At 64.1% G+C, this 24,333-nt stretch carries 21 protein-coding genes; 7 read left to right on the top strand and 14 right to left on the bottom strand.

The features are described from left to right. Positions 1–114: 114 nt before the first annotated feature. Positions 115–678: a TetR/AcrR family transcriptional regulator gene (locus tag LXM55_RS02030; protein ID WP_233318131.1), complete on the top strand. Its 564-nt coding sequence runs from the start codon at positions 115–117 to the stop codon at positions 676–678. 58 nt (positions 679–736) lie between these two features. Further along, a complete protein-coding gene (locus LXM55_RS02025; protein WP_233318129.1) occupies positions 737–1,216 on the top strand; it encodes a nuclear transport factor 2 family protein in 480 nt (159 codons plus the stop codon). A gap of 87 nt (positions 1,217–1,303) precedes the next feature. Here the strand turns inward: LXM55_RS02025 and sfnG are convergent, their stop codons facing one another. Next, complete coding sequence (sfnG, locus tag LXM55_RS02020; RefSeq protein ID WP_233318128.1) at positions 1,304–2,398, bottom strand: dimethylsulfone monooxygenase SfnG; 1,095 nt, start codon at positions 2,396–2,398, stop codon at positions 1,304–1,306. Between the two features lie 321 nt (positions 2,399–2,719). On the opposite strand from sfnG, the gene LXM55_RS02015 reads away from it, so the two are divergent. Then, on the top strand, positions 2,720–3,967 hold the full coding sequence (locus LXM55_RS02015; protein ID WP_233318126.1) for an acyl-CoA dehydrogenase family protein: 1,248 nt from the start codon (positions 2,720–2,722) through the stop codon (positions 3,965–3,967). 151 nt (positions 3,968–4,118) lie between these two features. Beyond that, entirely contained in the window at positions 4,119–4,898 is a 780-nt protein-coding gene (locus LXM55_RS02010; RefSeq protein WP_233318124.1) for a TSUP family transporter, read from the top strand. Here the strand turns inward: LXM55_RS02010 and nudC are convergent. The 4 genes from nudC to LXM55_RS01990 form a co-directional block, all read right to left on the bottom strand. Beyond that, the gene (nudC, locus tag LXM55_RS02005) at positions 4,866–5,696 is read right to left on the bottom strand and encodes an NAD(+) diphosphatase (RefSeq protein WP_233318122.1); all 831 of its coding nucleotides are present in this window, start codon (positions 5,694–5,696) and stop codon (positions 4,866–4,868) included. The genes LXM55_RS02010 and nudC overlap by 33 nt on opposite strands. A gap of 6 nt (positions 5,697–5,702) precedes the next feature. Then, the gene (locus tag LXM55_RS02000) at positions 5,703–6,515 is read right to left on the bottom strand and encodes a crotonase/enoyl-CoA hydratase family protein (protein ID WP_233318120.1); all 813 of its coding nucleotides are present in this window, start codon (positions 6,513–6,515) and stop codon (positions 5,703–5,705) included. A gap of 225 nt (positions 6,516–6,740) precedes the next feature. Continuing rightward, the gene (locus tag LXM55_RS01995; protein ID WP_233318118.1) at positions 6,741–8,045 is read right to left on the bottom strand and encodes an ATP-binding protein; all 1,305 of its coding nucleotides are present in this window, start codon (positions 8,043–8,045) and stop codon (positions 6,741–6,743) included. Between the two features lie 4 nt (positions 8,046–8,049). Then, a complete protein-coding gene (locus LXM55_RS01990; protein ID WP_233318117.1) occupies positions 8,050–8,751 on the bottom strand; it encodes a response regulator transcription factor in 702 nt (233 codons plus the stop codon). 202 nt (positions 8,752–8,953) lie between these two features. Here LXM55_RS01990 and LXM55_RS01985 point away from each other — a divergent pair, with 202 nt between their 5' ends. Then, complete coding sequence (locus LXM55_RS01985; RefSeq protein ID WP_233318115.1) at positions 8,954–10,108, top strand: efflux RND transporter periplasmic adaptor subunit; 1,155 nt, start codon at positions 8,954–8,956, stop codon at positions 10,106–10,108. Positions 10,109–10,117: 9 nt separating this feature from the next. Continuing rightward, the gene (locus LXM55_RS01980) at positions 10,118–13,216 is read left to right on the top strand and encodes an efflux RND transporter permease subunit (RefSeq protein WP_233318113.1); all 3,099 of its coding nucleotides are present in this window, start codon (positions 10,118–10,120) and stop codon (positions 13,214–13,216) included. Positions 13,217–13,274: 58 nt separating this feature from the next. Here LXM55_RS01980 and LXM55_RS01975 read toward each other — a convergent pair whose 3' ends face one another. From LXM55_RS01975 to LXM55_RS01945, 8 genes are all read right to left on the bottom strand, one after another. Further along, positions 13,275–13,535, bottom strand: a complete 261-nt coding sequence (locus LXM55_RS01975) for a hypothetical protein (protein WP_233318112.1) — start codon at positions 13,533–13,535, stop codon at positions 13,275–13,277. Further along, the gene (locus LXM55_RS01970; protein ID WP_233318109.1) at positions 13,532–13,705 is read right to left on the bottom strand and encodes a hypothetical protein; all 174 of its coding nucleotides are present in this window, start codon (positions 13,703–13,705) and stop codon (positions 13,532–13,534) included. The genes LXM55_RS01975 and LXM55_RS01970 overlap by 4 nt, the downstream gene beginning before the upstream one ends. A 113-nt stretch (positions 13,706–13,818) precedes the next feature. Next, positions 13,819–13,944 (bottom strand): hypothetical protein, encoded by a 126-nt coding sequence (locus LXM55_RS32390; RefSeq protein WP_267924090.1) that lies wholly within the window; start codon positions 13,942–13,944, stop codon positions 13,819–13,821. 196 nt (positions 13,945–14,140) lie between these two features. Then, positions 14,141–14,320: a hypothetical protein gene (locus LXM55_RS01965; protein ID WP_233318107.1), complete on the bottom strand. Its 180-nt coding sequence runs from the start codon at positions 14,318–14,320 to the stop codon at positions 14,141–14,143. 155 nt (positions 14,321–14,475) lie between these two features. After that, positions 14,476–15,654: a lactonase family protein gene (locus LXM55_RS01960; RefSeq protein ID WP_233318106.1), complete on the bottom strand. Its 1,179-nt coding sequence runs from the start codon at positions 15,652–15,654 to the stop codon at positions 14,476–14,478. Next, positions 15,641–15,934, bottom strand: a complete 294-nt coding sequence (locus LXM55_RS01955; RefSeq protein ID WP_233318105.1) for a DUF5629 family protein — start codon at positions 15,932–15,934, stop codon at positions 15,641–15,643. Before LXM55_RS01955 ends, LXM55_RS01960 begins: the two co-directional genes overlap by 14 nt. A gap of 215 nt (positions 15,935–16,149) precedes the next feature. Further along, entirely contained in the window at positions 16,150–18,525 is a 2,376-nt protein-coding gene (locus LXM55_RS01950) for an efflux RND transporter permease subunit (RefSeq protein ID WP_233318104.1), read from the bottom strand. Between the two features lie 32 nt (positions 18,526–18,557). Beyond that, positions 18,558–19,607, bottom strand: coding sequence for a WD40/YVTN/BNR-like repeat-containing protein (locus LXM55_RS01945; RefSeq protein WP_233318103.1), 1,050 nt, complete (start codon positions 19,605–19,607; stop codon positions 18,558–18,560). A 399-nt stretch (positions 19,608–20,006) separates the two neighbouring features. Here LXM55_RS01945 and LXM55_RS01940 point away from each other — a divergent pair, with 399 nt between their 5' ends. Beyond that, complete coding sequence (locus LXM55_RS01940; protein ID WP_233318102.1) at positions 20,007–21,641, top strand: SulP family inorganic anion transporter; 1,635 nt, start codon at positions 20,007–20,009, stop codon at positions 21,639–21,641. 33 nt (positions 21,642–21,674) lie between these two features. Here LXM55_RS01940 and pepN read toward each other — a convergent pair whose 3' ends face one another. Further along, entirely contained in the window at positions 21,675–24,332 is a 2,658-nt protein-coding gene (pepN, locus tag LXM55_RS01935; protein ID WP_233318101.1) for an aminopeptidase N, read from the bottom strand. Between the last annotated feature and the right edge of the window lies 1 nt (position 24,333).

Genomic DNA, 24,333 nt, shown 5'->3' with positions numbered 1-24,333 from the left:
CAAGACCCGCTGACGCCTTCGCGGGCAAGCCAGTTTCTACATCGCCAGGAGAACATCGATGAAAAAAAGAAAAAGCATTTGACCAAGGAGAACGATCGTTCTACTGTGCGCAACATGAATGAAATCACTGCTTGCGAAACTCGCGACATCATCCTCGATGTCGCCGAGAAACTGATCTACAAGAACGGCATTGCCGCCACCGGCATGGACCTTCTGGTGAAAACCGCCGGCGTCTCGCGCAAGAGCGTCTATCGCTATTTCACCAACAAGGACGACTTGGTGGTGGCCGCGCTGGAGCGCCGCGACCAGCGCTGGATGCAGTGGTACAAAAGCGCGGTGAACCAGGCCGCCACCCCGGCCCTGCGCCTGCTGGCCCTGTTCGACGTGCTCAAGGAATGGTTCGGCTCCCCGGGCTTTCGCGGCTGCGCCTTCATCAACACCAGCGGCGAGACCGGCGATGCACAAGACCCGGTGCGCCAAGTGGCAAAACGGCACAAACAGAACCTGCTCGACTACGTGGCCGAGCTTTGCCAGGAACATGGCGCGCAACATCCGCAGGAACTGGCAGCGCAACTGCTGATCCTGATCGATGGCGCCATCACCGTTGCCCTGGTCATGGGCAATCAGCGGGCCGCTGATAATGCGCAGTGCATCGCACGCCAGTTATTGGGCCTCTGATAACGCAGACCCGGAGCAACTCGTTTGTCTGAACAGCAACTTAGCTTGGAGACCGGTCATGTCATCTACCCCTCAACCGCGCCCGCCCCTGCCGCCGTTCACCCGCGAATCGGCCATTGAAAAGATCCGCTTGGCCGAAGACGGCTGGAACTCCCGCGATCCGGAACGCGTGGCCCTGGCCTATACCCTGGATACCCAATGGCGCAACCGCGCCGAGTTCGCCCACAACCGCGAGCAAGCCAAGGCCTTCCTCAGCCGCAAATGGGCCAAAGAGCTGGAATACCGCCTGATCAAGGAGCTCTGGGCCTTTACCGACAACCGCATTGCCGTGCGCTACGCCTATGAATGGCGCGACGACTCGGGCAACTGGTTCCGTTCCTACGGCAACGAGAACTGGGAATTCGACGAACAAGGCCTGATGGCCCGGCGCTTCGCCTGCATCAATGACCTGCCGATCAAGGCCAGCGAACGCAAGTTCCACTGGCCCCTGGGCCGGCGCCCCGACGATCACCCGGGCCTCAGTGAACTGGGCCTGTAACCCCCCAGCCAGCGCCCCTCCCCTGACCTTCGCTGGCCGGCCAGCGAAGGCGTCAGCCAACCGGGCGCACGGTTCAAGGCCGCCGGATCAGGCGGCGGCTTCTTGTTGCTTGAGCAGTGCCTGGGCCTCCAGCTCGCGCACCAGCGGCAGGACGCGCTTGCCGAAATACTCCACTTCCTCCTGAAAATGCAGGAACCCCGCCAGCACCAGGTCCACGCCCACCGCCTTCAAGGCGACGATGCGCTGGGCTATCTGCTGCGGTGTGCCAATCAGGTTGGTCTTGAAACCGTCGTTGTACTGCACCAGGTCCTCGAAGCTCGACTTGGCCCAGTTACCCTCGCCTTCGGGCGAAGCCTTGCCCGCCTGCTTCGCAGCGTCGCCGAAGGCATTCACCGCCTCGGGGTCGGCCTGGTCGATGATCGCCTGCAACACCGCCTGCGCTTCCTGTTCGGTATCCCGGGCGATCACGAAGGCGTTGACTCCGATCTTCACCGAGTGCTGGTTGGCCGCGGCCTTGGCGCGGATGTCGTCGACCTGGGCCTTGATCCCCTCGACGCTGTTGCCATTGGTGAAATACCAGTCCGAAACCCGCGCGGCCATGTCCCGCGCGGCCCGCGAGCTGCCCCCCTGGAAGATTTCCGGATGGCCCAGGGGCTTGGGCTTGAGGCTGTAGTTGTCGAAACGGTAGAAGTCGCCCCTGAACGTGAAGGAATCCTGGCTCCAGATGCCGCGCAAGGAACGAATGAACTCTTCGGACCGGCGATAGCGCTCGTCGTGCTCCAGCCAGTGCTCGCCAATCGCCTGGAACTCGCCCTTGAACCAGCCGCTGACGATGTTCACCGCGATCCGGCCGTTGGTCAGCTGATCGATGGTGGCCAGCTGCTTGGCCGCCAGCGCCGGCTGCCAGGGCCCGGGGAGGATCGCGGCGATCACCTTGAGCTTGTCGGTGGCGGCCAGCAGCGCGTGGCTGAAAGCCACTGACTCGTGCTGGTATTCGGCGCCGTAGCCGGCGGTGAAGCGGATCTGGGTCAAGGCGTATTCGAAACCGGCCTGCTCGGCGATCTGCGCCAGCTTACGGTTGTAGTCGATGCCCCAGTGGGTGCGTTGCTCGATCTTGCTCACCACCAGCCCACCGCTGACGTTGGGCACCCAGTAGGCAAATTTCACGGCTTGCTGACTCATGGTTCGGTCCTCGGGACTTGGGAAGGTAACGGCAATAGAGCAGCAAGCGTGCCAGCGCTCGCGGGGGCGCTGGCCGGGGGCGTGAAAGCCTTGCGCGGCCTTGACTGCGGCGCCGCCGGTCGTAGCCTGCAGCCGCCGCTGCAGCGGCTGGCCGGGGCAGAGAAATGGGCGGTTTTGTTGATCAACTGTTGCCAGGGCAACAGCTGTCGAAGGGCCGCTTGCGGCTGGGCCCAGGCAAATCGGCACCTTTGCCTTCGGCATGAAGTGTGCAATCGGCTTCGGCCATGCAGCGCTTGTTCTGCCGAACCCAGGAGCTAGACCATGACTGAACACCAGGTAATCAATCCGCTGTCCGTGGGGGTCGACTACGAGACCCTGGCCGCGGGCTTTCGCCCGATCTTCCAGCGCATCGCCAGCGGCGCGGTGCAGCGTGAACAGCAGCGCAGCCTGCCCTATGAGCCGATCCAATGGCTCAAGGAGTCCGGCTTCGGCGCGGTACGGGTGCCGCTGGAGTACGGCGGCGGTGGTGCTTCCCTGCCCCAGCTGTTCCAGCTGCTGATCGAGTTGGCCGAGGCTGATGCCAATGTGCCCCAGGCATTGCGCGGGCACTTTGCCTTTGTCGAGGACCGGCTCAACGCCACGCCCGGGCCGGCGCGGGACCTGTGGTTCAAACGCTTTGTCGAGGGCGACATCGTCGGCTGCGCCTGGACCGAAATCGGTGCCGTGGAGATCGGCCAGGTCATCACCAAGGTTTCCCCGGCGGGCGAAAAATGGCGCCTCAACGGCGAAAAGTTCTACAGCACCGGAAGCATTTTCTCCGACTGGATCGATGTCTACGCCCAGCGCACGGACACCGGCGGCGATGTGATCGCCGCGGTGCGCACCCGCCAGCCGGGCATCCAGCAGAGCGACGACTGGGACGGCTTCGGCCAGCGCACCACCGGCAGCGGCACGTCACGTTTCCAGGACGCCGAGGTGGACCCCGAGAACATCATCGACTTCGCCACCCGCTTCAAATACCAGACCGCCTTCTACCAACTGGTGCTGCTGGCCACGCTGGCCGGTATCGGCCGCGCAGCGCTGCGTGACGTGGCCCATGAAGTGCGGCTGCGCAAGCGCATCTACAGCCACGGCAACGCCCCTCAGGTCAGCGCCGACGCCCAGGTGCAGCAGGTGGTCGGCGAGATCGCGGCCCTGGTCTACGCCGCCGAAGCCGCCGCCCTGCGCGCCTCGGCACCGGCGCAACGGGCTTACCTGGCACGCTTTGCCGGCAACCCGGACGAGGAACGCGAGGCCAACGTGGCGGCGGAAATCGAATCGGCCACCGCCCAGGTGGTGGTCACCGAACTGATCCAGCGCGCCACCAGCGAACTGTTCAATGCCCTGGGCGCCTCGGACATTCGCCAGGGCAAGGCCCTGGACCGGCACTGGCGCAATGCGCGCACCGTGTCCTCGCACAACCCGGTGATCTACAAGGCGCGGATCGTCGGCGACTGGCAGATCAACGGCAACGAGCCGCCCTTTGTCTGGCAGATCGGCAACGGCCCGAAGAAGAGCAGCAGCAAGTAGCAAGCGGCAAGCAGGCTTCGGCGCTGGCGGCGATATTTTCCATCGCCGCCGTGCTCTGCCACTTGGTGCTTGGAGCTGACGGCTTGCAGCTTTAAGATGGCGGACTTTCGCGCAGCCCCCTTTGCGCTTCTCGCCGAAATAAGCCGAGCCCATGCCCTTCGAACTCAGCGTAGACCTGACCACCCTCGCCATTCTCGCCCTTGTGGCCTTCATCGCCGGCTTCATCGACGCCATTGCCGGCGGTGGTGGCCTGCTGACCACGCCCGCCCTGCTCACCGCGGGCTTGCCGCCGCACCTGGTGCTGGGCACCAACAAGCTCAGTTCGACGTTCGGTTCAGCGACCGCGAGCTTCACCTTCTATCGGCGCAAGCTGTTCCACCCCCGGCAGTGGGTGCACGCCATTGTCGGCACCCTGGTCGGCGCGCTGACCGGGGCCATCGTCGCCCATTACCTGCCGGCCGAGTGGCTGAACAAGATGCTGCCAGTGATCGTCTTCGCCTGCGGCCTGTACCTGCTGTTCGGCGGCACGCCCAAGGCGCCGCTGGACAGCGACGCACCGATCAAGAAGAAGTGGCAATCGAGCCAGGGCTTCAGCCTGGGCTTCTATGACGGCGTGGCCGGGCCCGGCACCGGGGCGTTCTGGACCGTGAGCAGCCTGCTGCTCTACCCCATCGACCTGGTCAAGGCCAGCGGCGTGGCCCGCAGCATGAACTTCGTCAGCAACATTGCGGCGCTGTCGGTGTTCGTGTTTTCCGGGCAAGTGGACTGGATCATCGGCCTGTGCATGGGCCTGTCGGTGATGGTCGGGGCCTTCTTCGGGGCACGCACCGCGATCAGCGGTGGTGCCAAGTTCATTCGCCCGGTGTTCATCACCGTGGTCCTCGGGCTGACCGTGCGCCTAGCCTGGCAGCACTGGTTCAGCGTGGCCTAGGCGACGCGCCACATAGAGGTCGATCAGGTAGCGGGCAATCGAGCGCGAGGCCGGTAACGGCGGCAACGCATGGACGTTGAACCACTGGGCGTCCTCGATCTCATCTTCCTGGGGGATGATGTCGCCGCCAGCGTATTCGGCGTGAAACCCCAGCATCATCGAATGCGGGAACGGCCAGCACTGGCTGCCCACGTACTGGATGTTCCTGACCTCGATGCTCACCTCTTCGCGCACCTCGCGGATCAGGCAGTCCTCCGCCGACTCGCCGGGCTCGGCAAAGCCCGCCAGGGTGCTGTAGACCCCGGTGACGAAGCGTGGCGAGCGAGCCAGGAGAATCTCGTCGCCGCGGGTGATCAGCACGATCATGCTCGGTGAAATGCGCGGATAAGCCCGCAGATCGCAGGGCTGGCAATACATCGCCCGCTCCCCGGGGACCTGCACCTTGGGCCGCCCGCAACTGCCGCAGAAACGATGCTCGCGAGCCCAGGTGCCGATCTGCGCAGCATAGCCCAGGACCTTGTACAGGGTGTGGTCGCCTTCCAGCATGAAGGCTCGCAGGCTTTTCCAGCCGCAGCCCGGCACCTCGGCGCGGCCACTGAGCTCCAGCAGGTACACCGGCTCGCCATCGAGGTGGCCGATGCCGTGTTCCGCCAGCAGCGGCAGGTCCTGGCCCTTGAGCCAGTGCCGCGGGAACAGCGCGCCGTTGTCGTCATAAAGAAAGCCTTCCGGGCCGCGGGCCACGGCCCAGCCGCCAGGAAGGTCGGTGTCGAGTACTGCGGTGGTCCAGCGTTCAATCATCGTCAATCAATCCAGAAATTCGGGTTTCTGTTTGCTCATGTGGGCGGCAATGGCCACACGCAAGTCGTTGGACTGCAACATCGCGGCGTTCCAGGTGGCGACGTATTCCAGGCCGTCATCGATCCGGTGGTCACGCATGTAGCTGAGCATTTCCTTGGTACCGCTGACCGCGATCGGCGACTTGGCGGCAATCTCCCGGGCAATCTCCATGACCCCGTCCAGCAGGCTTGCGGCATCGCTGTAGGTGCGGTTGACCAGGCCGATGCGGCGCGCTTCCTCGGCACCGAAGGTGCGCCCAGTGTAGGCCAGCTCGCGCAGCATGCCGTCGCCGATGATACGCGGCAAACGTTGCAGTGTGCCGACATCCGCGGCCATGCCAATGTCGATTTCCTTGATCGAGAACTGCGCATCCTCGGCGGCGTAACGCATGTCGCAGGCGCTGATCAGGTCGATCGCGCCGCCCAGGCAGTAACCCTGGATTGCAGCCAGCACTGGCTTGCGGCAGTTGTCCACGGCGTTGAAGGAGCCTTGCAGCTGGAGAATCTTGCGTCGCAGCAAGCGCGCATTGCGCCCCACGTCCTTGCCCAGCTCGTTGGCCACCCCGGCCAGCAGCATCAGGTCGATGCCCGAGGAGAAGTGCTTGCCGGCGCCGCTGAGCACCACCACGCGCACCGCGTCGGTGTCGTCGATCCAACGGAAGATCTCGACGATCTCGCTCCAGAACGCGGCGTTCATGGCGTTGATCTTTTCCGGACGATTGATCTGCACATGGGCGATGTTGTCAGCGAGTTCGACGCGAAAGGCTTGGTATTCGGACATGGCAGTGATCCTTTACTGGGCGGAAAATGAGGGCCGAACTATAGCAAGCGACGGTGACGGGCCGTAAGGCAGCGCATTGGCCAAAAACGGGACTGGCTCCGGGCTGGTGCGTTTTCTTGAAGTGCGCGGGTGACTGCAGAGCCGCGCCGCAGTCGCGGTGTTCGCAGCCTGCGGCAACGGCTACAGGGCCACGAACGCTTCCACGACGTGGGGTAATGGCGGCCTTCAGCGGAGGCTCGGAGGTGGCAGGCTCAGGCGAAAACGCGCGCCCCCCAGGGGCGAGGCTTCAACGGTCAGGGTGCCGTCCTGGGCTTCCAGGGCCCGGCGGCTGATGGCCAGGCCCAGGCCAAAACCGCCGGTGGCGCGATCGCGGCTGCGGTCCAGGCGGTAGAAGGGTTCGAACACCCGTTCGCGCTCGTCGTCGGGAATGCCGATGCCGTCGTCGTCGACCCAGATCTCGCAACCCTCGTCGCTGACCAGCACACCCACCTGGATACGCTTCTCGCAATAGCGCGTGGCGTTGCGCAGCAGGTTCTGCAAGGCGCGGGCGGTCAGCCGCGGGTCCAGGGTGAAACGCTCCAGGGCACCGTGCAGCAGGACGTCGATGACGATGTCCGATTCCAGCTCGTCATCGACGCTGCCGAGGATGCTGTCGATGAACTCGTCCAGCGACACCTCGATCTGCTCCGGCAAACTCGCGGGGTTCTGCAGGCGGCTGTAGGACAGCAACTCCAGCACCAGCTCGTCCAGCTCGCGGATGTGCGCCACCAGCCCTTGCAGGCGCTCGCGACTGGCCGCCGGCAGGTCGTCGGAGAGCACCAGGGCCAGGCCGAAGTCCAGCCGGGTCAGGGGCGTGCGCAGCTCGTGGGACACCGCGTTGAGCAGATCACGCTGCTGATTCAGGAGCTTTTCGATGTCCCCGGCCATGGTGTCGAAGACATTCGCCAGGCTGCCGATGTTGGAGCTGGCAGGCAATTGCGTGCGCTCGCCCAGGTGGCCCTTGCCGAAACGCTCGGCGGTGCGCTTGAGGCGTTCCAGGTCGCGCCAGTGCGGGCGCACCCAGAGCAGCAGGCAGGCCAGCAGCACGGCGACGATCAGGACGTTGATGCTCCAGTACAGCAGGTTGACGTCCAGCGGGTCCGGCGGCACCACCAGTTTCACCGCCAATTGCTCATTGAGCGGCGACACCGCCAGGGTCCGCCAGCCCCAGTCGCCCAGGCGCACCACCTTCTCGCCGCGCTGCAGGCGCTCGCGTTCGTAGTCGCTGAAGTCCGGGTCGTCGATGCGCACCAGGGCCACCTGCAGCGGATGGAATTCCTCGTCCATCTCCTTGACCAGGGTCGGCCACTGCTCCGCCGGCAGCGCGCGGAACTGTTTGACGATCAGGCCCTGCAGGCCCCGGGACTGCTCCAGGTTGTAGTCCAGGAAACGCTCGTGGAAGACCTTGATCACCAGGTCCGGGATCAGGTAGATCGCCGCGCTGAAGGCGACGATGGTGATCAGGTACAGGCGAACCAGGATACGCAGCATGGAATCAGCATTCCCACTCGGAACGGCTGAACAGGTAGCCCTTGCCCCACACGGTCTTGATCTTGCGCGCCTCGCCGGCGTGGTCGTCGAACTTGCGGCGCAGCTTGGAGATCGCCACGTCCACCGAACGGTCGGTGCCGTTGAATTCGATGCCCCGCAACCGCTGCAGGATCTGGTCGCGGCTCAGCACTTCGCCGGCATGCCGGGCCAGCACCACCAGCAGGTTGTACTCGCCACTGGACAGCTCCACCAACTGCTCGCGCCAGGTCACGGTGCGCTCCGACAGGTCGATGCACAGGTTGCCCATGAGGATCTGGTCGCTGGCGGTCTGCGGCTCGCTGAGGCTGCTGCGGCGCAACAGGGTACGAACCCGGGCCAGCAGCACCCGTGGTTCGCAAGGTTTTGTCACATAGTCGTCGGCGCCCATTTCCAGACCCAGCACCTGGTCATGGCTATCATCGCGAGCCGTCAGCATCAGGATCGGCAAGGTGGCTGAATCGGCGCGCAACAAGCGGCAGACTTGCAGGCCATCCAGGCCCGGCAGCATCAGGTCGAGAATCACCAGGTCCGGCGGGCTGGCCTTGGCCCGCTCCCGCACCTGATCGCCGCGGCTGATCACGCTGACCTGATAGCCATTGCGTTCCAGGTAGCTGGCGATCAGTTCGGACAGCGCGGTGTCGTCTTCGACAAGAAGAATATTGGGCATGGAGAGCGATCTTTATTGAAGAAGTACAGAATACCGGCGTTCTTTATAAGGCACCGGGCAAAACCAGCAAGGCGCCAAGGATATACAACCCGGGCCACGCCAGTGCGCCCGCTTCACACTTTTTCACACAGCACCTACACAGCTTCACAGCGGGCCTTGACCCATGCCCTTAGCATGCCGAGGTCATTATTGGGGTATCAGCATGTCGAATAAACTCTTTGCGCCGTTCTGCCTGGTCGTTCTGGCAGCGGCGCTGAGCGCGTGTGGCAAGACCGAAGGCGAGCAAACGCCACCACCGGCCAAGGTGCGAGTCGAGACGGTCCAGAGCCAGGCCCTGTCCATCACCAGCGAGCTCAGCGGGCGCATCGCCGCGCCGCGCATCGCCGAAGTCCGCGCGCGAGTCGCCGGGGTGGTGCTGCAACGGACCTTCCGCGAAGGCTCCGATGTCAAGCAGGGCGAGGTGTTGTTCCGCATCGACCCGGCCCCGTTCAAGGCCGACCTGGACAGTGCCCAGGCCAGCCTGCGCAAGGCCGAGGCCACGGCCTTCCAGGCGCAGTTGCAGGAGCAGCGTTATTCCAAGCTGATCGCCGACCAGGCCATCAGCGGCCAGGAATACGACAATGCCCGGGCCACCGCGCGCCAGGCCGCAGCCGAAGTTGCCGCCAACCAGGCCGCGGTGCAGCGGGCCAAGCTCAACCTCGGCTATGCCACCGTCACCGCGCCGATCTCCGGCCGGGTCGGCCGGGCCCTGGTCACCGAGGGCGCCCTTGTCGGCCAGAACGAAACCACGCCGCTGGCACTGATCCAGCAGCTGGACCCGATCCACGCCGACCTGACCCAGTCCACCCGCGAACTCAACGAGCTGCGCCGGGCATTTCGTGCCGGTCAGTTGCAGCAAGTGGGCAAGGACCAGGCCAAGGCCACCCTGATTCAGGATGACGGCAGCCTCTACCCGTTGCCGGGCAAGTTGCTGTTCGCCGATATCAGCGTCGACCCGGGCACCGGGCAGATCATCCTGCGCAGCGAGTTCCCCAACCCGGACCTCGACCTGCTGCCCGGCAGCTTTGTGCGTGTGCGCCTGGAACAGGCGGTCAACCAGCAAGGCATCAGCGTGCCGCAGCGGGCCATCCAGCGTGACAGCGCCGGTATTGCCCAGGTGCTGCTGGTGGATACCGAAAGCCGCGTGGTGCAACACCCGGTACAGCTGGGCGGAGTACAGAACGACCGGTGGATCGTCACCGACGGCCTCAAGCCCGGTGACCAAGTGATTGTCGAAGGCCTGCAACACGCCCGTCCCGGCGAGCCGGTGGAAATCGACGCCAGCCCCCTTGCGCACGTCCAGAACCCTGGCCAGTAGGTAGTACCCATGCCGCAATTCTTTATTGACCGTCCGGTATTCGCCTGGGTGGTCGCTTTTTTCATCCTGTTGGCCGGCGCCCTGGCGATCCCCCAGTTGCCAGTGGCGCAATACCCCACGGTGGCGCCGCCGCAGATCGAGATCTACGCGGCCTACCCTGGCGCCTCGGCACAGACCCTGGACGAGTCGGTGGTCAGCCTGATCGAGCAGGAGCTCAACGGTGCCGACCACCTGCTGTACTTCTCCTCCCAGAGCAGCCTTGGCAGCGCCACCATCACTGCCACCTTCCAGCCGGGCACCAACCCGGAGTTGGCTCAGGTGGACGTGCAGAACCGCCTCAAGGCGGTGGAACCGCGCCTGCCCCAGGCAGTGACCCAGCAGGGCCTGCAGGTGGAAAAAGTCTCCGCCGGCTTCCTGCTGCTGATCACCCTGACCTCCAATGACGGCCGCCTCAACGATGTCGCCCTCAGCGACTACCTGGCGCGCAACGTGATGAACGAGATCCGCCGCGTCGACGGTGTCGGCAAGGCCCAGCTGTACGGCGCCGAGCGGGCCATGCGGATCTGGCTCGACCCGCAGAAGCTGATCGGCTTCAACCTGACCCCGGCCGACGTCAACGCCGCGGTGGCGGCGCAGAACGCCCAGGTCCCGGCCGGCAGCATCGGCGACCTGCCCAACCCCGGCAGCCAGGAAATCACTGCGACCATTCTGGTCAAGGGCCAGCTGTCCAGCCCCGAAGAATTTGCCGATATCGTCCTGCGCGCCAACCCCGACGGGTCCACGGTGCGCATCGGCGATGTGGCGCGGGTCGAAGTCGGCAGCCAGGAGTACCAGTACGGCACCCGCCTGAACGGCAAGCCGTCCACCGCGGTTGGCGTGCAGCTGTCCCCCGGGGCCAACGCGTTGAATACCGCGACCCTGATCCGCGCCAAGATGGACGAGCTGTCGCGCTACTTCCCGGCCGGCGTGGAATACAAGATCCCCTACGACACCTCGCCTTTCGTCAAGGTCTCGATCACCAAGGTGCTCTACACCCTGGCCGAGGCCATGGTGCTGGTGTTCCTGGTGATGTTCCTGTTCCTGCAGAACATCCGCTACACGCTGATCCCGACGCTGGTGGTGCCAGTGGCGCTGATGGGCACCTTCGCCACCATGCTGGCCCTGGGTTTCTCGATCAACGTGCTGACCATGTTCGGCATGGTGCTGGCGATCGGCATCCTGGTGGATGACGCCATCGTGGTGGTGGAGAACGTCGAGCGGATCATGGCCAGCGAGGGCCTGTCGCCCAAGGAAGCCACGCGCAAGGCCATGAAGCAGATCACCGGGGCAATCATCGGCATCACCCTGGTGCTGGTGGCGGTGTTCATTCCCATGGCCTTCATGCCCGGCTCGGTGGGGGTGATCTACCAGCAGTTCTCGTTGTCCATGGCCACCTCGATCCTGTTCTCGGCATTCCTCGCCCTGACCCTGACCCCAGCCCTATGCGCGACCCTGCTCAAGCCGATTGCCGCTGGCGAGCACCACGAGCGCACGGGGTTCTTCGGCTGGTTCAACCGGCGCTTCGAACGCCTCAGCGACCGCTATCAGGGCGGCGTGAGCTATGCGCTCAAGCGCACCGGTCGCTACCTGCTGATCTACCTGGCGCTGCTGGCGATCATGGCGCTGCTGTTCAGCCGCCTGCCCTCCTCGTTCCTGCCAGTGGAAGACCAGGGCTACACCATCACCGACATCCAGCTGCCGCCCGGCGCCAGCCAGAACCGTACGGTCAAGGTGGTGGAACAGATCGAAGCGCATAACGCCGGCGAACCCGGAGTCGGCGACAGCACCATCATTCTCGGCTTCAGCTTCTCGGGTAACGGGCAGAACGCGGCGCTGGCCTTCACCACGCTCAAGGACTGGTCGCAACGCAGCGGCAAGGACTCGGCGATGGCCATCGCCGACCGTGCCAACGCCGCCCTCAGCGGAATCAAGGATGCCGTGGTGTATGCCGTGCTGCCGCCGCCGATCGACGGCCTGGGCACCTCCAGCGGCTTCGAGTTCCGCCTGCAGGACCGTGGTGGTGTCGGCCATGGCGCGCTGATGAAGGCCCGCGACGAGTTGCTCAAGGCCACGGAAAAGAGCCCGATCCTGGCCAACGTCCGGGAAAGCGCCCTGGCCGAAGCCCCGCAGGTGCAACTGGAGGTCGATCGCAAGCAGGCCAACGCCCTCGGCGTGTCCTTCGCCGATATCGGCAGCCTGCTGTCCACCGCCCTGGGGTCGTCCTACATCAACGACTTCCCCAACCAGGGGCGGATGCAGCGGGTGGTGATCCAGGCCGAAGGCGACCAGCGCAGCCAGGTCGAAGACCTGCTGCGCCTGAACGTGCGCAACAGCGCCGGCAAGATGGTGCCGCTGTCGGCCTTCGTCCGCGCCAGCTGGACCCTGGGCCCGGCGCAGCTGACCCGCTACAACGGCTACCCGGCCATTGCCGTCTCCGGCGAACCGGCGCCTGGCCACAGTACCGGTGAGGCCATGCAGGAAATCGAACGCCTGGTGGCGCAACTGCCCACCGGGCTGGGCCTGGAGTGGACCGGCCTGTCGCTGCAGGAACGGCTGTCCGGCAGCCAGGCACCGATGCTCCTGGGGTTGTCGCTGCTGATCGTGTTCCTGTGCCTGGCGGCGCTCTACGAGAGCTGGTCGATTCCCACCTCGGTGCTGCTGGTGGTGCCCCTTGGGGTGCTGGGTGCGGTGCTGGCGGTGAGCTTGCGCGGGATGCCCAACGACGTGTTCTTCAAGGTGGGCCTGATCACCATCATCGGCCTGTCGGCGAAGAACGCGATCCTGATCATCGAGTTCGCCAAGAGCCTGTACGACGAAGGCCATGACCTGATCGACGCCACGGTGCAGGCTGCGCGCCTGCGCCTGCGGCCGATCGTCATGACGTCCCTGGCCTTCATCCTCGGCGTGGTGCCTCTGGCCATCGCCACCGGTGCCAGCTCGGCCAGCCAGCAGGCCATCGGCACCGGGGTGATCGGCGGCATGATCACCGCGACCCTGGCAGTGATCTTCGTGCCGGTGTTCTTCGTGGTGGTGATGAAACTGGTCAAGCGCAGTCCGTCCAAGGACTGATCCGCCGTTACACGGGCCCCGGTTCCGGGGCCCGTCTTCTCTTTGTCGCCCGCCCCTCTCAGGCCACCATGGCCGGGCACGCCCGTGGCGGCGGGCAATCCAGCGCGAAAGGCCCGGGAAAGGCTGCCCGGGACTTCATCGGCGGATTACCCGCCAACAAGGCCGGGGGCTTCGCCGCCTGGCTGTGATGGGCGATCAGGTGATTGCATTCGATCGTGCGCGCCAAGGCTCCAGCGGAGCCCTGGCCGACGCCCAGCAGGCTGGCGCCATTGGTGAACACTGCCAGGAAGGCGGTGATCAGCAGCCGGTGTCCTTTCATGAGTGCACCGCCGCCTCGGCTTGAAGCGCCGGGCTGCCGCCCCCGCCCTGCCGTGGCGCCGCCGCGCTTGGCAAGCCCGAAGCAAGGCTGGCCCAGAGCACCACGAGCAGGTACAGACCCAGCGCCAGATAGGCGCCATGCTTGGCGGAACTGAGGATTGAACGGGCCATGGTGATCTCCTGAGGCGATTGCGTGCCCAGAGGATCCATCAATAAAACGCCGATAAAAAGACGTTTATATCCATAGCCATCATCAGTTTTCTTGATAACTAAAACGCGGCGCGTCAGTCCTGCAACAGGCTGTTGAGACGTTCGCGGGACGTCTCCGGCTCGCCTTCGACAGGCTGCGCGGAGGACAGGATGGGGGTGGAATAGAGCAACAGCAGAACCACGGCCAGACGCATTACCATGCTATCGATCCTTGCTCGGGAAAGAGTCAATAATTCAGCGTCAAATTTAAACATATGGCTATGTGATACTACCAAGCAAAATTTGCCTGGCGTGTGGAATGAGTCGCAAACAGATGATGCAGGAGCGACATCACTGCTTCAGTGACTTCGCTCCTGCATACCTGGGATCGAACGGTGGGGGGTGGCAAGGCAACGCTCAGTTCTGCACCTTGTGATCCAGGGCGGCGTAGAAGTTGGCGCTTTGTTGCAGGTACTTCTGGGTGTAGGTGTTGGTGCTGGATTTCTTCTGGCTGATTTCCACGCTGGCGCTGGCAGGCAGGGCCACGGTGGCGGAAATGGCGGACGCTGCAATCACGGAGAAGAGGTTGAAGTTCATGCTGGTAACCCTCGGATTCAGTTGGCTTGCTTGCCCGTGTGGGCGGTGAAGCAAACTTACTCCCGAGGGTTGGCGGGAAAAAATTCTTTGCGGCAGTAGCCACTATCAGCGTCATTAATAGAAGGAGTCAGGCCCCGGATACCGGGGCCTGCGGCCTATTGACGCACCAGGAACTTGATATCGCTGGGTGCATCGAACGGCAGTTTCTGCACGGTCTTGCCCAGGAAACCGGTCTTGGCGTCACGCTCGATCACGACAATCTCGTTGCTCTTCTGGTTGCCGATCAGCACGTAGCGGTTGCTTGGATCGAGGCTGAACTCCCGTGGGTGATCGCCCTCCACCGAACGCCGCTGGATTTCCTTGAGCTGACCATTGCTCGGGTCGATGGCGAACACCAGCAGCTGGTTGGCGGTGCCACGGTTGCTGACATACAGGTACTGGCCATCCTTGGAGGCGTGCAAGGCCGCGGCGGCCTTCTTCTCCTTGGAACCACTGGCCGCCAGATCGAGTATCTGGCGCTGGGTCAGCTTGCCATCCTGGTAGTCGAACACCGCCAGTTGGGCACTCATTTCCATGGTCAGGTAGGCGTGCTTGCCATCAGCGCTGAACAGCAGATGGCGCGGGCCGCTGCCCGGTGGCAGCTGGACGAAGGCCGGGGTGGCCGGGCTCAGTGGATGCTCGGGGTTGGCCTTGGGGTCGTAGCGGTAGACGAAGATTTTGTCCGCGCCAAGGTCGTTGGCGAACACAAACTGGCCATCCGGGGATGACACCGAGGAATGCACGTGGGCCGACTGCTGGCGCTCGGGGTCGACCCGGCTGGCCGGATGGCTGGTGAGCTGCACCACCGGCGACAGGTGACCGTCGGCGCTGACCGGGATCACCGCCAGGCTGCCGCCCGGGTCCACATCCACCGAGTAGTTGCTGACAAACAGATAGCTGCCGTCGGCGCTCAGGCTGGAATGGGTCGGCTCGTTGCCCTGGCTCTGCACCTGGTTGATCAGGCTCAGCTGATGGGTTTTCGGCGCCAGGCTGTAGCTGCTGACACGACCGATGGGGTCGGCCTGCCCCGGGCTGTTCTCATTCACCGCGAAGACGAACTTCAAGTCCTTGGACAGGGTCAGCCAGGACGGGTTGCTGCTCTTGACCACTTGCAGCGGCTTGGGGTCGATCTGCCCGGTGCGCTCGTTGAAATGCAGGCGATACAGGCCCTGGCTCTGCCCCTGGGTGTAGGACCCCACCAGCAACTCATGAATGTCGTTGGCCGGCGCGGCCTGGACCGCCATGGCGCCGACGCTGCCGGCCATCAACAGGGGCCAGAAATTACGCATCTTCATGTTCACCCTCCTCTTCGTCACGGGCACTGAACGCGCTCATGCACACCAGCCGGTGCTCACCGGAGTCGCCGGCCAGGGTCCAGCTCTGCAGGCCCTGGTCGAACGTCGCGGCCTGTATCTGGGCCAGGGTGAAGCTCCAGCGCTTGGCGGCGCGGCCGTCCATGCACTCGATCAGCAGGCGCTGCTCATCGAGCGTGAAGTCGAAGGCATGCAAGCCGTCGATTTCCAGCATGTCGCAGGCTTCAAGGGCGGTGAGCAAGGTGTCGGTAGCAGCGGTCATAGCGATCAATCATCAGATGGAAAGGCGCAATCATAGCTGATCGGCGCCCAAGGATCGGGCCAGTATTGCGCCCTGTCATCACCCGCCGCCGATGCGGCCTACGCGCGCCGCCCAAGGAACCTCGCAATGCCTTGCCGCGCCGAGGATTTCACGCTGGAGAACAGGCATGAAAAAGCCGCACCCGAGGGTGCGGCTTGCTGTTCAAAACGCCTGGGTCAGTGAGCGAACAGCGAGTTGCCCTTCTGCCCGGCGAGCTTTTCCGGCTTGATCAGGAACCGCGCCAGGGCCGGCAGCAGCCACAGGGCGCCGAACATGTTCCACAGCAGCATGAAGGTCAGCATCAAGCCCATGTCGGCCTGGAACTTGATGGCCGAGAAGATCCAGGTGCACACGCCGATGGCCAGGCACAGGCCGGTGAACAGCACCGCCTTGCCGGTGGAACGCAGGGTCTGGTAGTAGGCCTCCTGCAATGGCAGGCCGGCGCGCAGGAAGCTTTCCAGGCGGCTGTAGATATAGATCCCGTAGTCCACGCCAATGCCCACTCCGAGCGCCACCACCGGCAGGGTCGCCACCTTGACCCCGATGCCCATAAAGGCCATCAGCGCGTTGCCCAGCACCGAGGTCAACACCAGCGGCAGGACGATGCACAGGGTCGCCGCCCAGGAGCGGAAGGTGATCATGCACATGCCGGCCACGCAGATGTACACCAGGATCAGGATGGTCAGCTCGGATTCCTTGATCACTTCGTTGGTGGCGGCCTCGATCCCGGCGTTGCCGGCGGCGAGGATGAACTCCAGGCCGTCCTTGTTGTGCTCCGCGGCAAACGCCTGCACCGCATGCACGGCGCGGTCCAGGGTCGCGGCCTTGTGGTCGTTGAGGAACACCAGCACCGGCGCCAGGGAGCAGTTGTTGTTGTACAGGCCATCGGCCCGGGCAATGGAGTTGTTCAGCACGTCAGGGTTGCGCGACAGGGTTTCCCATTTCAGGTTGCCCTCGTTCATGCCCTTGATCATCTGCTTGGACACGGTCACCAGGGAGATCGCCGACTGCACGCCCTCGGTGTTCTGCATCTTCCACATCAGCTCGTCGATCGGCGCCATGGCCTCATAGCGCGAACAGCCTTCGGCCGCGGTCTTGACCATCACCACCAGCACGTCGGAACTGGTGGAGTAGTTGCTGATGATGAAGTTGTTGTCCTTGTTGTAGCGCGAGTCTGGACGCAGCTCCGGAGCGCCTTGGTCGAGGTCGCCGATCTTCAGGTTCTGGCTGTACCAGAGGCCGCCGCCGAAGGCCACCAGGGCCAGGGCGACCGAGATCGGCGCGACTTTCGGGCTGGCGAAATTCGACAGCAGGCGCCAGAACGGGTGCTCGCGGGAGGCGTCCTTCTTGCTGCGTTCGATGGCACGCTTGCTGATGCCGACGTAGGAAATCGCCACCGGCAACAGGATCAGGTTGGTGAACACGATCACCGCCACACCGATGGAGGCGCCGATGGCCAGCTCGCGGATCACCCCGATGTCGATGATCAACAGGGTGATGAAGCCCACGGCATCGGCGAGGATCGCGATCATTCCCGGCAGGAACAGCTGGCGGAAGGTGCGCCGCGCGGCGGTCAGGGCGTTGTCGGCATCACTGGACTGCAGGGCGATGCCGTTGATCTTCTGCACCCCGTGGGAAATGCCAATGGCGAAGATCAGGAACGGCACCAGCATCGAGTACGGGTCCAGGCCGAAGCCGAAAGCGTGCATCAGGCCCAGTTGCCAGACCACCGCCACCAGGGTGGTGATCAACACCGCGATGGTGCTGCGGATGCACCAGGTGAACCAGTACAGCAGCACCAGGGTGATGATGAAGGCCACGCCGAAGAACATCACCACCATGATCAGGCCGTCGATCAGGTCACCGACCTTCTTGGCGAAGCCGACGATGTGGATCTTCACATTGGGGTTCTGCGCCTCGAACTTGTCGCGGATCTTTTCTTCCAGCTGGTGGGAGAACTTCTGGTAGTCCAGGGCCAGCAGCTTGCCCTGGTCCTGCGGGTCGGGGTAGGACTCCAGCAGCGGAATGTCGACGATGCTGGACTTGAAGTCGTTGGCCACCAGGCGCCCGACCTGGCCGGACTTGAGCACGTTGTTGCGCAGTTGTTCGAGGCTGTCGGCCGAACCGTTGTAGCTCTGGGGAATCACCTCGCCGCCGGCAAAACCTTCCTCGGTCACTTCAGTCCAGCGCACGCTGGGGCTCCACAGCGACTTGAGCCCGGAGCGGTCGACACCAGAGATGTAGAACACCTCGTCGTGGATCTGCCGCAACGTCTCCATGTAGTCCTTGGTGAAGATGTCGCCATCGCGGGCTTCCACCGAGATGCGCACGGTGTTGCCCAGGTTGGCCAGGTCGTTGCGGTGCTCCATCATCCGTTCGATGAACGGGTGCTTGAGCGGAATCATCTTCTCGAAACTGGTGGACGGCCGGATCAGGGTCGCTTGCCAGAACAGGAAAGCGCTGACCAGCAAGCAGATGAAGATCACTGCCGGGCGGTTGTTGAAAATCAGGCGCTCAAGAAAGTTCGCCTTGTCCTGGTGATGACTGCTCATGGAATTCCCCACCTTCTTATTATGTGCCCGGCTTACTGGCCGAGTTCAGCGCCCGTTGCTGTAGAAACCCGTACACCGCCCTGCCCGGCCAGAATCAGGTTGCCGCTGCCGGCGGCGGTGACCGCCGACAGCGAAATGCGGTCCGCACGGTTGAACACGCTGAAGGTCTGGCCGTGGTCGGTGCTGCGGATCACGCTGCCACCGTTGCCGACGATGACCAGGGAGCCGTCGTCCAAGAGGGTCGCGCCCGAGAGCCCGAACTCCAGGGCGCCACGGGCGGCGTTCAACTCCACCTGCTCCCAGGTGCTGCCAAAATCCGTGGAGCGGTAGAGGTTGCCGCGCAGGCCGTAGACCAGCAGAGTGGCCGGCTGGCCGGTGCCGATCACGCCGAACAGCGAGCCTTCATAGGGGCCTTCGAGGCGTTCCCAGGTCTGCCCGCCATCGGCGGAGCGGAACATGCTGCCCTGCTCGCCGACAATGAACAGCCCGGCCTCCTTGACCTCGGCAATGGCGTTGAGGTGGTACTGATCCTCGTTGTCCAAGCGGTCGCTGACGTCTTCCCAGTGCTGGCCGCCATCACTGGTTTCCAGCAAGGCCCCGTAGGCGCCGACGGCGTAGCCGGTCTGGGTGTCCTTGAACCACACATCGAGCAACGGCGCCTCACGCTTGAGGTCCTGGAACTGCTGAGTCCAGGTGGCACCGCCATCGACGCTGGCCAGGACCTGGGCATCGTGGCCCACCGCCCAGCCGTGCTGGTCATCGACGAAATACACCGCCGTGAGCAACTGCCGGGTCGGCACCTTAGCCTGAACCCAGGTCACGCCCTGGTCGTCGGAATAGAGAATGTGCCCGCGATCGCCCACCGCGACCAGGCGCTTGCCGGCGTGGACCACATCGAGCATCAGGCTTTTCGCCGCCTTGGGCGATTCGATGGAATAGACAGTATCCGCTGCAGTGGCAGCGGCCAGGGCCGGTGTCGACAGCGTCACGACACCCAACAGCGAGAGCGCTGTAGCCAGCAGTGCGAACGTGCGCAGCGCCGGCGGGCGGCCAACAACCACACCCATGACAGGCTCACTCATAGACCATTCCCCCATTATTATTGTCAGGTCATTCAACCTCTCAGGGCGCCTTCCAGGGTCTGCGAAGGTCGGGCCGATCATGACAATCGTCCTGAAACCTGCAATCTAGAGCCCCTTCGGCTGCGGGCTATCCTATCGGGCTTTGGAAAGGTCTGACAATCGACGCCACGTTATCTTTTGTTAACCACCCCGCCTGACCGCGCCCCTGAATACTCGGGCATTCGCTGGGTTGATCGGTCCCCCTGGAGGGCGCCCGGCAAGTCGCCAGACACCGCTGGCTGTGCAGCCGTACGACACAGATGCGACCAAAGATTGATCCACGGCATCAATCCCCTCAACCCACTGTTGGCTATGATGAGCGGCATGGGTCACCCGCCAGAAGACCTTGAGGAGTGCAGCATGATTGCCATACGCGAAGCATGGAAAGCCGGGTTGTTGGGCCGCGCGCACTGGACCCGCAATCTGCTGTCCGGGGTAATCGTCGGCGTGGTGGCGCTGCCCCTGGCCATGGCCTTCGCCATTGCCTCCGGGGTCAAGCCCGAACAGGGGATCTACACCGCCATCGTCGGCGGCGTGCTGGTGTCGCTGTTTGGCGGCAGCCGGGTACAGATCGCCGGGCCTACCGGGGCCTTTATCGTGATTCTGGCCGGGGTCACCGCCCAGTACGGGGTCGACGGCCTGCAACTGGCGACCATGATGGCCGGGCTGATGCTGTTCCTGCTGGGCATCAGCCGCCTGGGCGCGCTGATCAAGTTCATCCCGGACCCGGTGATCCTCGGCTTCACCGCGGGCATCGGGGTGATCATCTGGGTCAGCCAGTGGAAAGACTTCTTTGGCCTGCCGGCGGTCAGCGGCGAACACTTTCATCAAAAGCTCTGGCACCTGCTGCAAGCCCTGCCCCAACTGCACCTGGCAACCACCCTGCTGGCCCTGTTCAGCCTGGCGCTGCTGTTGGGCGTACCACGGGTTGCCCGGCTCAAGCGCCTGCCCGCGCCACTGGTCGCCATGACCCTGGCCACCGCCCTGCAGGCGCTGTTCCAGTTCGACGGCGTGGCCACCATCGGCAGCGCCTTTGGCGGTATTCCCCAGGGGCTGCCGAGCCTGCAACTGCCACAGATCAGCCTGCCGCGGATACTGGACCTGATCGGCCCGGCCTTTGCCATCGCCATGCTTGGCGCCATCGAGTCGCTGCTGTCGGCGGTGGTGGCCGACGGCATGGCCGGCACCCGCCACGACTCCAACCAGGAACTGATCGGCCAGGGCATCGCCAATCTGGCGACACCGCTGTTCGGCGGATTCGCCGCCACCGGCGCCATCGCCCGTACCGCCACCAATATCCGCAATGGCGGCAGCAGCCCGCTGGCGGGCATTACCCATGCCTTGCTGCTGGTATTGATCATCCTGTTTCTGGCGCCACTGGCGGCGAACATCCCCCTGTGCGCGCTGGCGGCGATCCTGTTCGTCGTGGCCTACAACATGAGCGAACTGCACCACTTCAAGCGCATGCTGCAACGGGCACCGCGGGCCGATGTGGCGATCCTGTTGTGCACCTTCGTGCTCACGGTGTTCAGCGACCTGGTGATTGCGGTGAACATCGGCGTGGTCCTGGCGATGCTGCATTTTCTGCGGCGCATGGCCTCCTCGGTGGAGGTGCAACAGGTCGTGGAACAGGACCTGCAACAGGAGCTGCATGCCAGTGGCCAGCTGTGCCTGCCGCCGGGCGTGCTGATCTACACCATCGAAGGGCCGTTGTTCTTTGGCGCAGCCGAGACCTTCGAACGGGCCCTGGCGCAGACTCACAGCGACCCGCAGGTGCTGATCATCCGCCTCAAGCATGTGCCGTTCATGGACATTACGGGCCTGCAGACCCTGGAGGAAGTGATCGGCCAGCTACAAAAACGCGGGATTGTGGTGAAGCTGTGCGAGGCCAACCTCAAGGTGCACGGCAAGCTGGAGCGGGTCGGCATCCTGCATGCCATCGGCATGCAGAACTACCACCACGACCTCAGCGCCGCACTGACAACCACCCTGTAGCCGCGGCCGCAGGCGCGGCAGCGGCTACAGCACTCAGGCGAGGCTTTTGCTCACCACCTCGAATACGTCGCTGGACAGCTCGCCGGAAGCGCGGATGCGTTCCAGCTCGCCTTTCATCAGCGCCTGGCGAGCGCTGTCGTACTTGCGCCAGCGGGTCAGTGGCGCCAGCTGGCGCGAGGCGATCTGCGGGTTGAAGGCGTTGAGCTCGATCACCAGGTCCGCGAGGAAGCGATAACCGGAACCGTCGGCCGCGTGGAAGTTGATCAGGTTCTGCCCGGCAAAAGCCCCCACCAACGCCCGCACCTTGTTCGGGTTCTTGAGGTTGAACGCCGGGTGCTGCATCAGCGTCTTGACCCGCTCCAGGCCGCCCGGCAACGGGCTGCCGGCCTGCACGCTGAACCACTGGTCCATGACCAGGGCGTTGTCCTTGAAGTGCTCGGCAAACACCGCCAGGGCCTTGGCCTTCTCGGCCTCGAACGGCGAGTTGACCAGCACCGCCAGGGCGGTCAGGCGCTCGGTCATGTTGTCGGCGCTGTCGAACTGCTCGATGGCCGCGGCCAGCACCTCGGGTTTGCGGGTCAGCATCAGGTACGACAGGGCAATGTTCTGCAGTGCGCGACGGGCGAAATGCTCGGACTCGGCCACATAGGCGGTGGCCTTGGACAGCGCACGGTTGGCCTGATAACGCTTCCACAGCGCGTCGAACAGGTGCTCAGACAGTTGCTGGCGGGCAAACTCGCGAGCCACGTGGATCGCCTCGACATCCGCCACTTCACTGATTTCGGTGAGGTAGGCCTCGCCCGGCAGGGAGAGCATTTCGGCGACCATGGCCGGGTCCAGGCGGTCATCCGCCAGCACGGTGCCCAGGGCGCTGACCAGGCGCTGATCCAGTACCAGGGCCTGGCCCTGCTGGTGCTGGGCGATCAGCTCCTGCAACACCTGCACCGCCAACTGCTGGCCGGCATCCCAACGGTTGAAGCCGTCGCTGTCGTGCTGCATGAGGAACATCAGCTGGTCGCGGTTGTAGGGGAAGCTCAGCTTCACTGGCGCCGAGAAACCCCGCAGCAGCGAGGGCAGCGGCTGTTCGGCGATGTCGACGAAGGTGAAGGTCTGCTCGGCCTCGGTCACCGAAATCACCCGGGAAGCGCCCTGGGCAGCGCTTTCGCCGGACAGGCGCAAGGCCATGTCCGCCCCTTTGGAATCCAGCAGGCCCAGTTCCACCGGGATCACGAACGGCAGTTTTTCCACCTTGTCCGGGGTTTGCGGGCAGCTCTGGCGGAAGGTCAGGCTGTAGGTTTTCGCCGCCGCGTCATAGGCCGCGCTGACCGCCAGCCGTGGCGTACCGGCCTGGCTGTACCAGCGCTTGAACTGGCTCAGGTCGACGCCGTTGGCGTCTTCCATGGCCTTGACGAAGTCGTCGCAGGTCACGGCCTGGCCGTCATGGCGTTCGAAGTACAGGTCGCTGCCCTTACGGAAGCCTTCGGCACCGAGCAAGGTGTGGATCATGCCCACCACTTCCGAGCCCTTTTCGTACACGGTCAAGGTGTAGAAGTTGGAAATCTCGATAAAGCTTTCCGGGCGCACGGCGTGGGCCATCGGACCGGCGTCTTCGGCGAACTGATGGGTGCGCAGGTAAGCCACGTCCTGGATGCGCTTGACGGTGCGCGAGTTCATGTCCGCGGAGAAACCGGCGTCGCGAAACACCGTGAAGCCTTCCTTGAGCGACAGCTGGAACCAGTCGCGGCAGGTCACCCGGTTGCCCGACCAGTTGTGGAAGTATTCGTGGGCGACGATCGCCTCGACCCGCTGGTGCGCGGCGTCGGTGGCGGTTTCGGCGCGGGCCAGCACCGCGCTGGAGTTGAAGATGTTCAGGCCCTTGTTTTCCATGGCGCCCATGTTGAAGTCGTTGACCGCGACGATCATGAAGATGTCCAGGTCGTACTCACGGCCGTAGGTTTCTTCGTCCCAGCGCATGGACTTCTTCAGGCTGTTCATCGCGTGCTGGCACTTGTCGATGTTTTCCGGCTCGACATAGATGCGCAGCGCCACGTCGCGACCGCTCTGGGTGCGGAAGCTGTCTTCCACGCACCACAGATCCCCCGCTACCAGGGCGAACAGGTAGGCCGGCTTCATGAACGGGTCTTCCCAGGTCGCCCAGTGCCGGCCGTCTTCACCAGGACCACTGGCGATCGGGTTGCCGTTGGAGAGCAATACCGGGTAGCGGTGCTGCTCGGCCACCACGGTGGTGGTGAACCTGCTCATCACATCCGGGCGATCGAGGTAATAGGTGATCTTGCGAAAGCCCTCGGCCTCGCACTGGGTGCAGAACATGCCGCTGGACTTGTACAGGCCTTCCAGGGCGGTGTTGCTTTCCGGGTGGATCTTCACGCTGGTGTCCACGGTGAAGCTGGCGCTGGCCGGGTGCAGGGTCAGGTGGCTGTCATCGAGCTGGTAGTCGCTGGCGCTCAGCAACTGGTCGGACAGGCTGACCGACAACAGCTCCAGCTGCTGGCCGTCCAGCACCAAAGGTGGCAGGCCGGCGCCGCGCGCGGGGTTGCGACGCATCACCAGCTGCGCATGGACCAGGCTGTGGTCCTCGAACAACTCGAAGGTCAGGTGGGTCTCGTCGATCAGGTACTCGGGGGCCTGATAGTCCTTCAGGTAGATCATCTTCGGTTGTTCGGTGCGCATG

The sequence above is a fragment of the Pseudomonas sp. Au-Pse12 genome (assembly GCF_021341665.1).
Classification (GTDB): Bacteria; Pseudomonadota; Gammaproteobacteria; order Pseudomonadales; family Pseudomonadaceae; genus Aquipseudomonas.
Note: the sequence above shows the minus strand (reverse complement) of the source record. Positions and strands in the feature narration are given on the sequence as shown.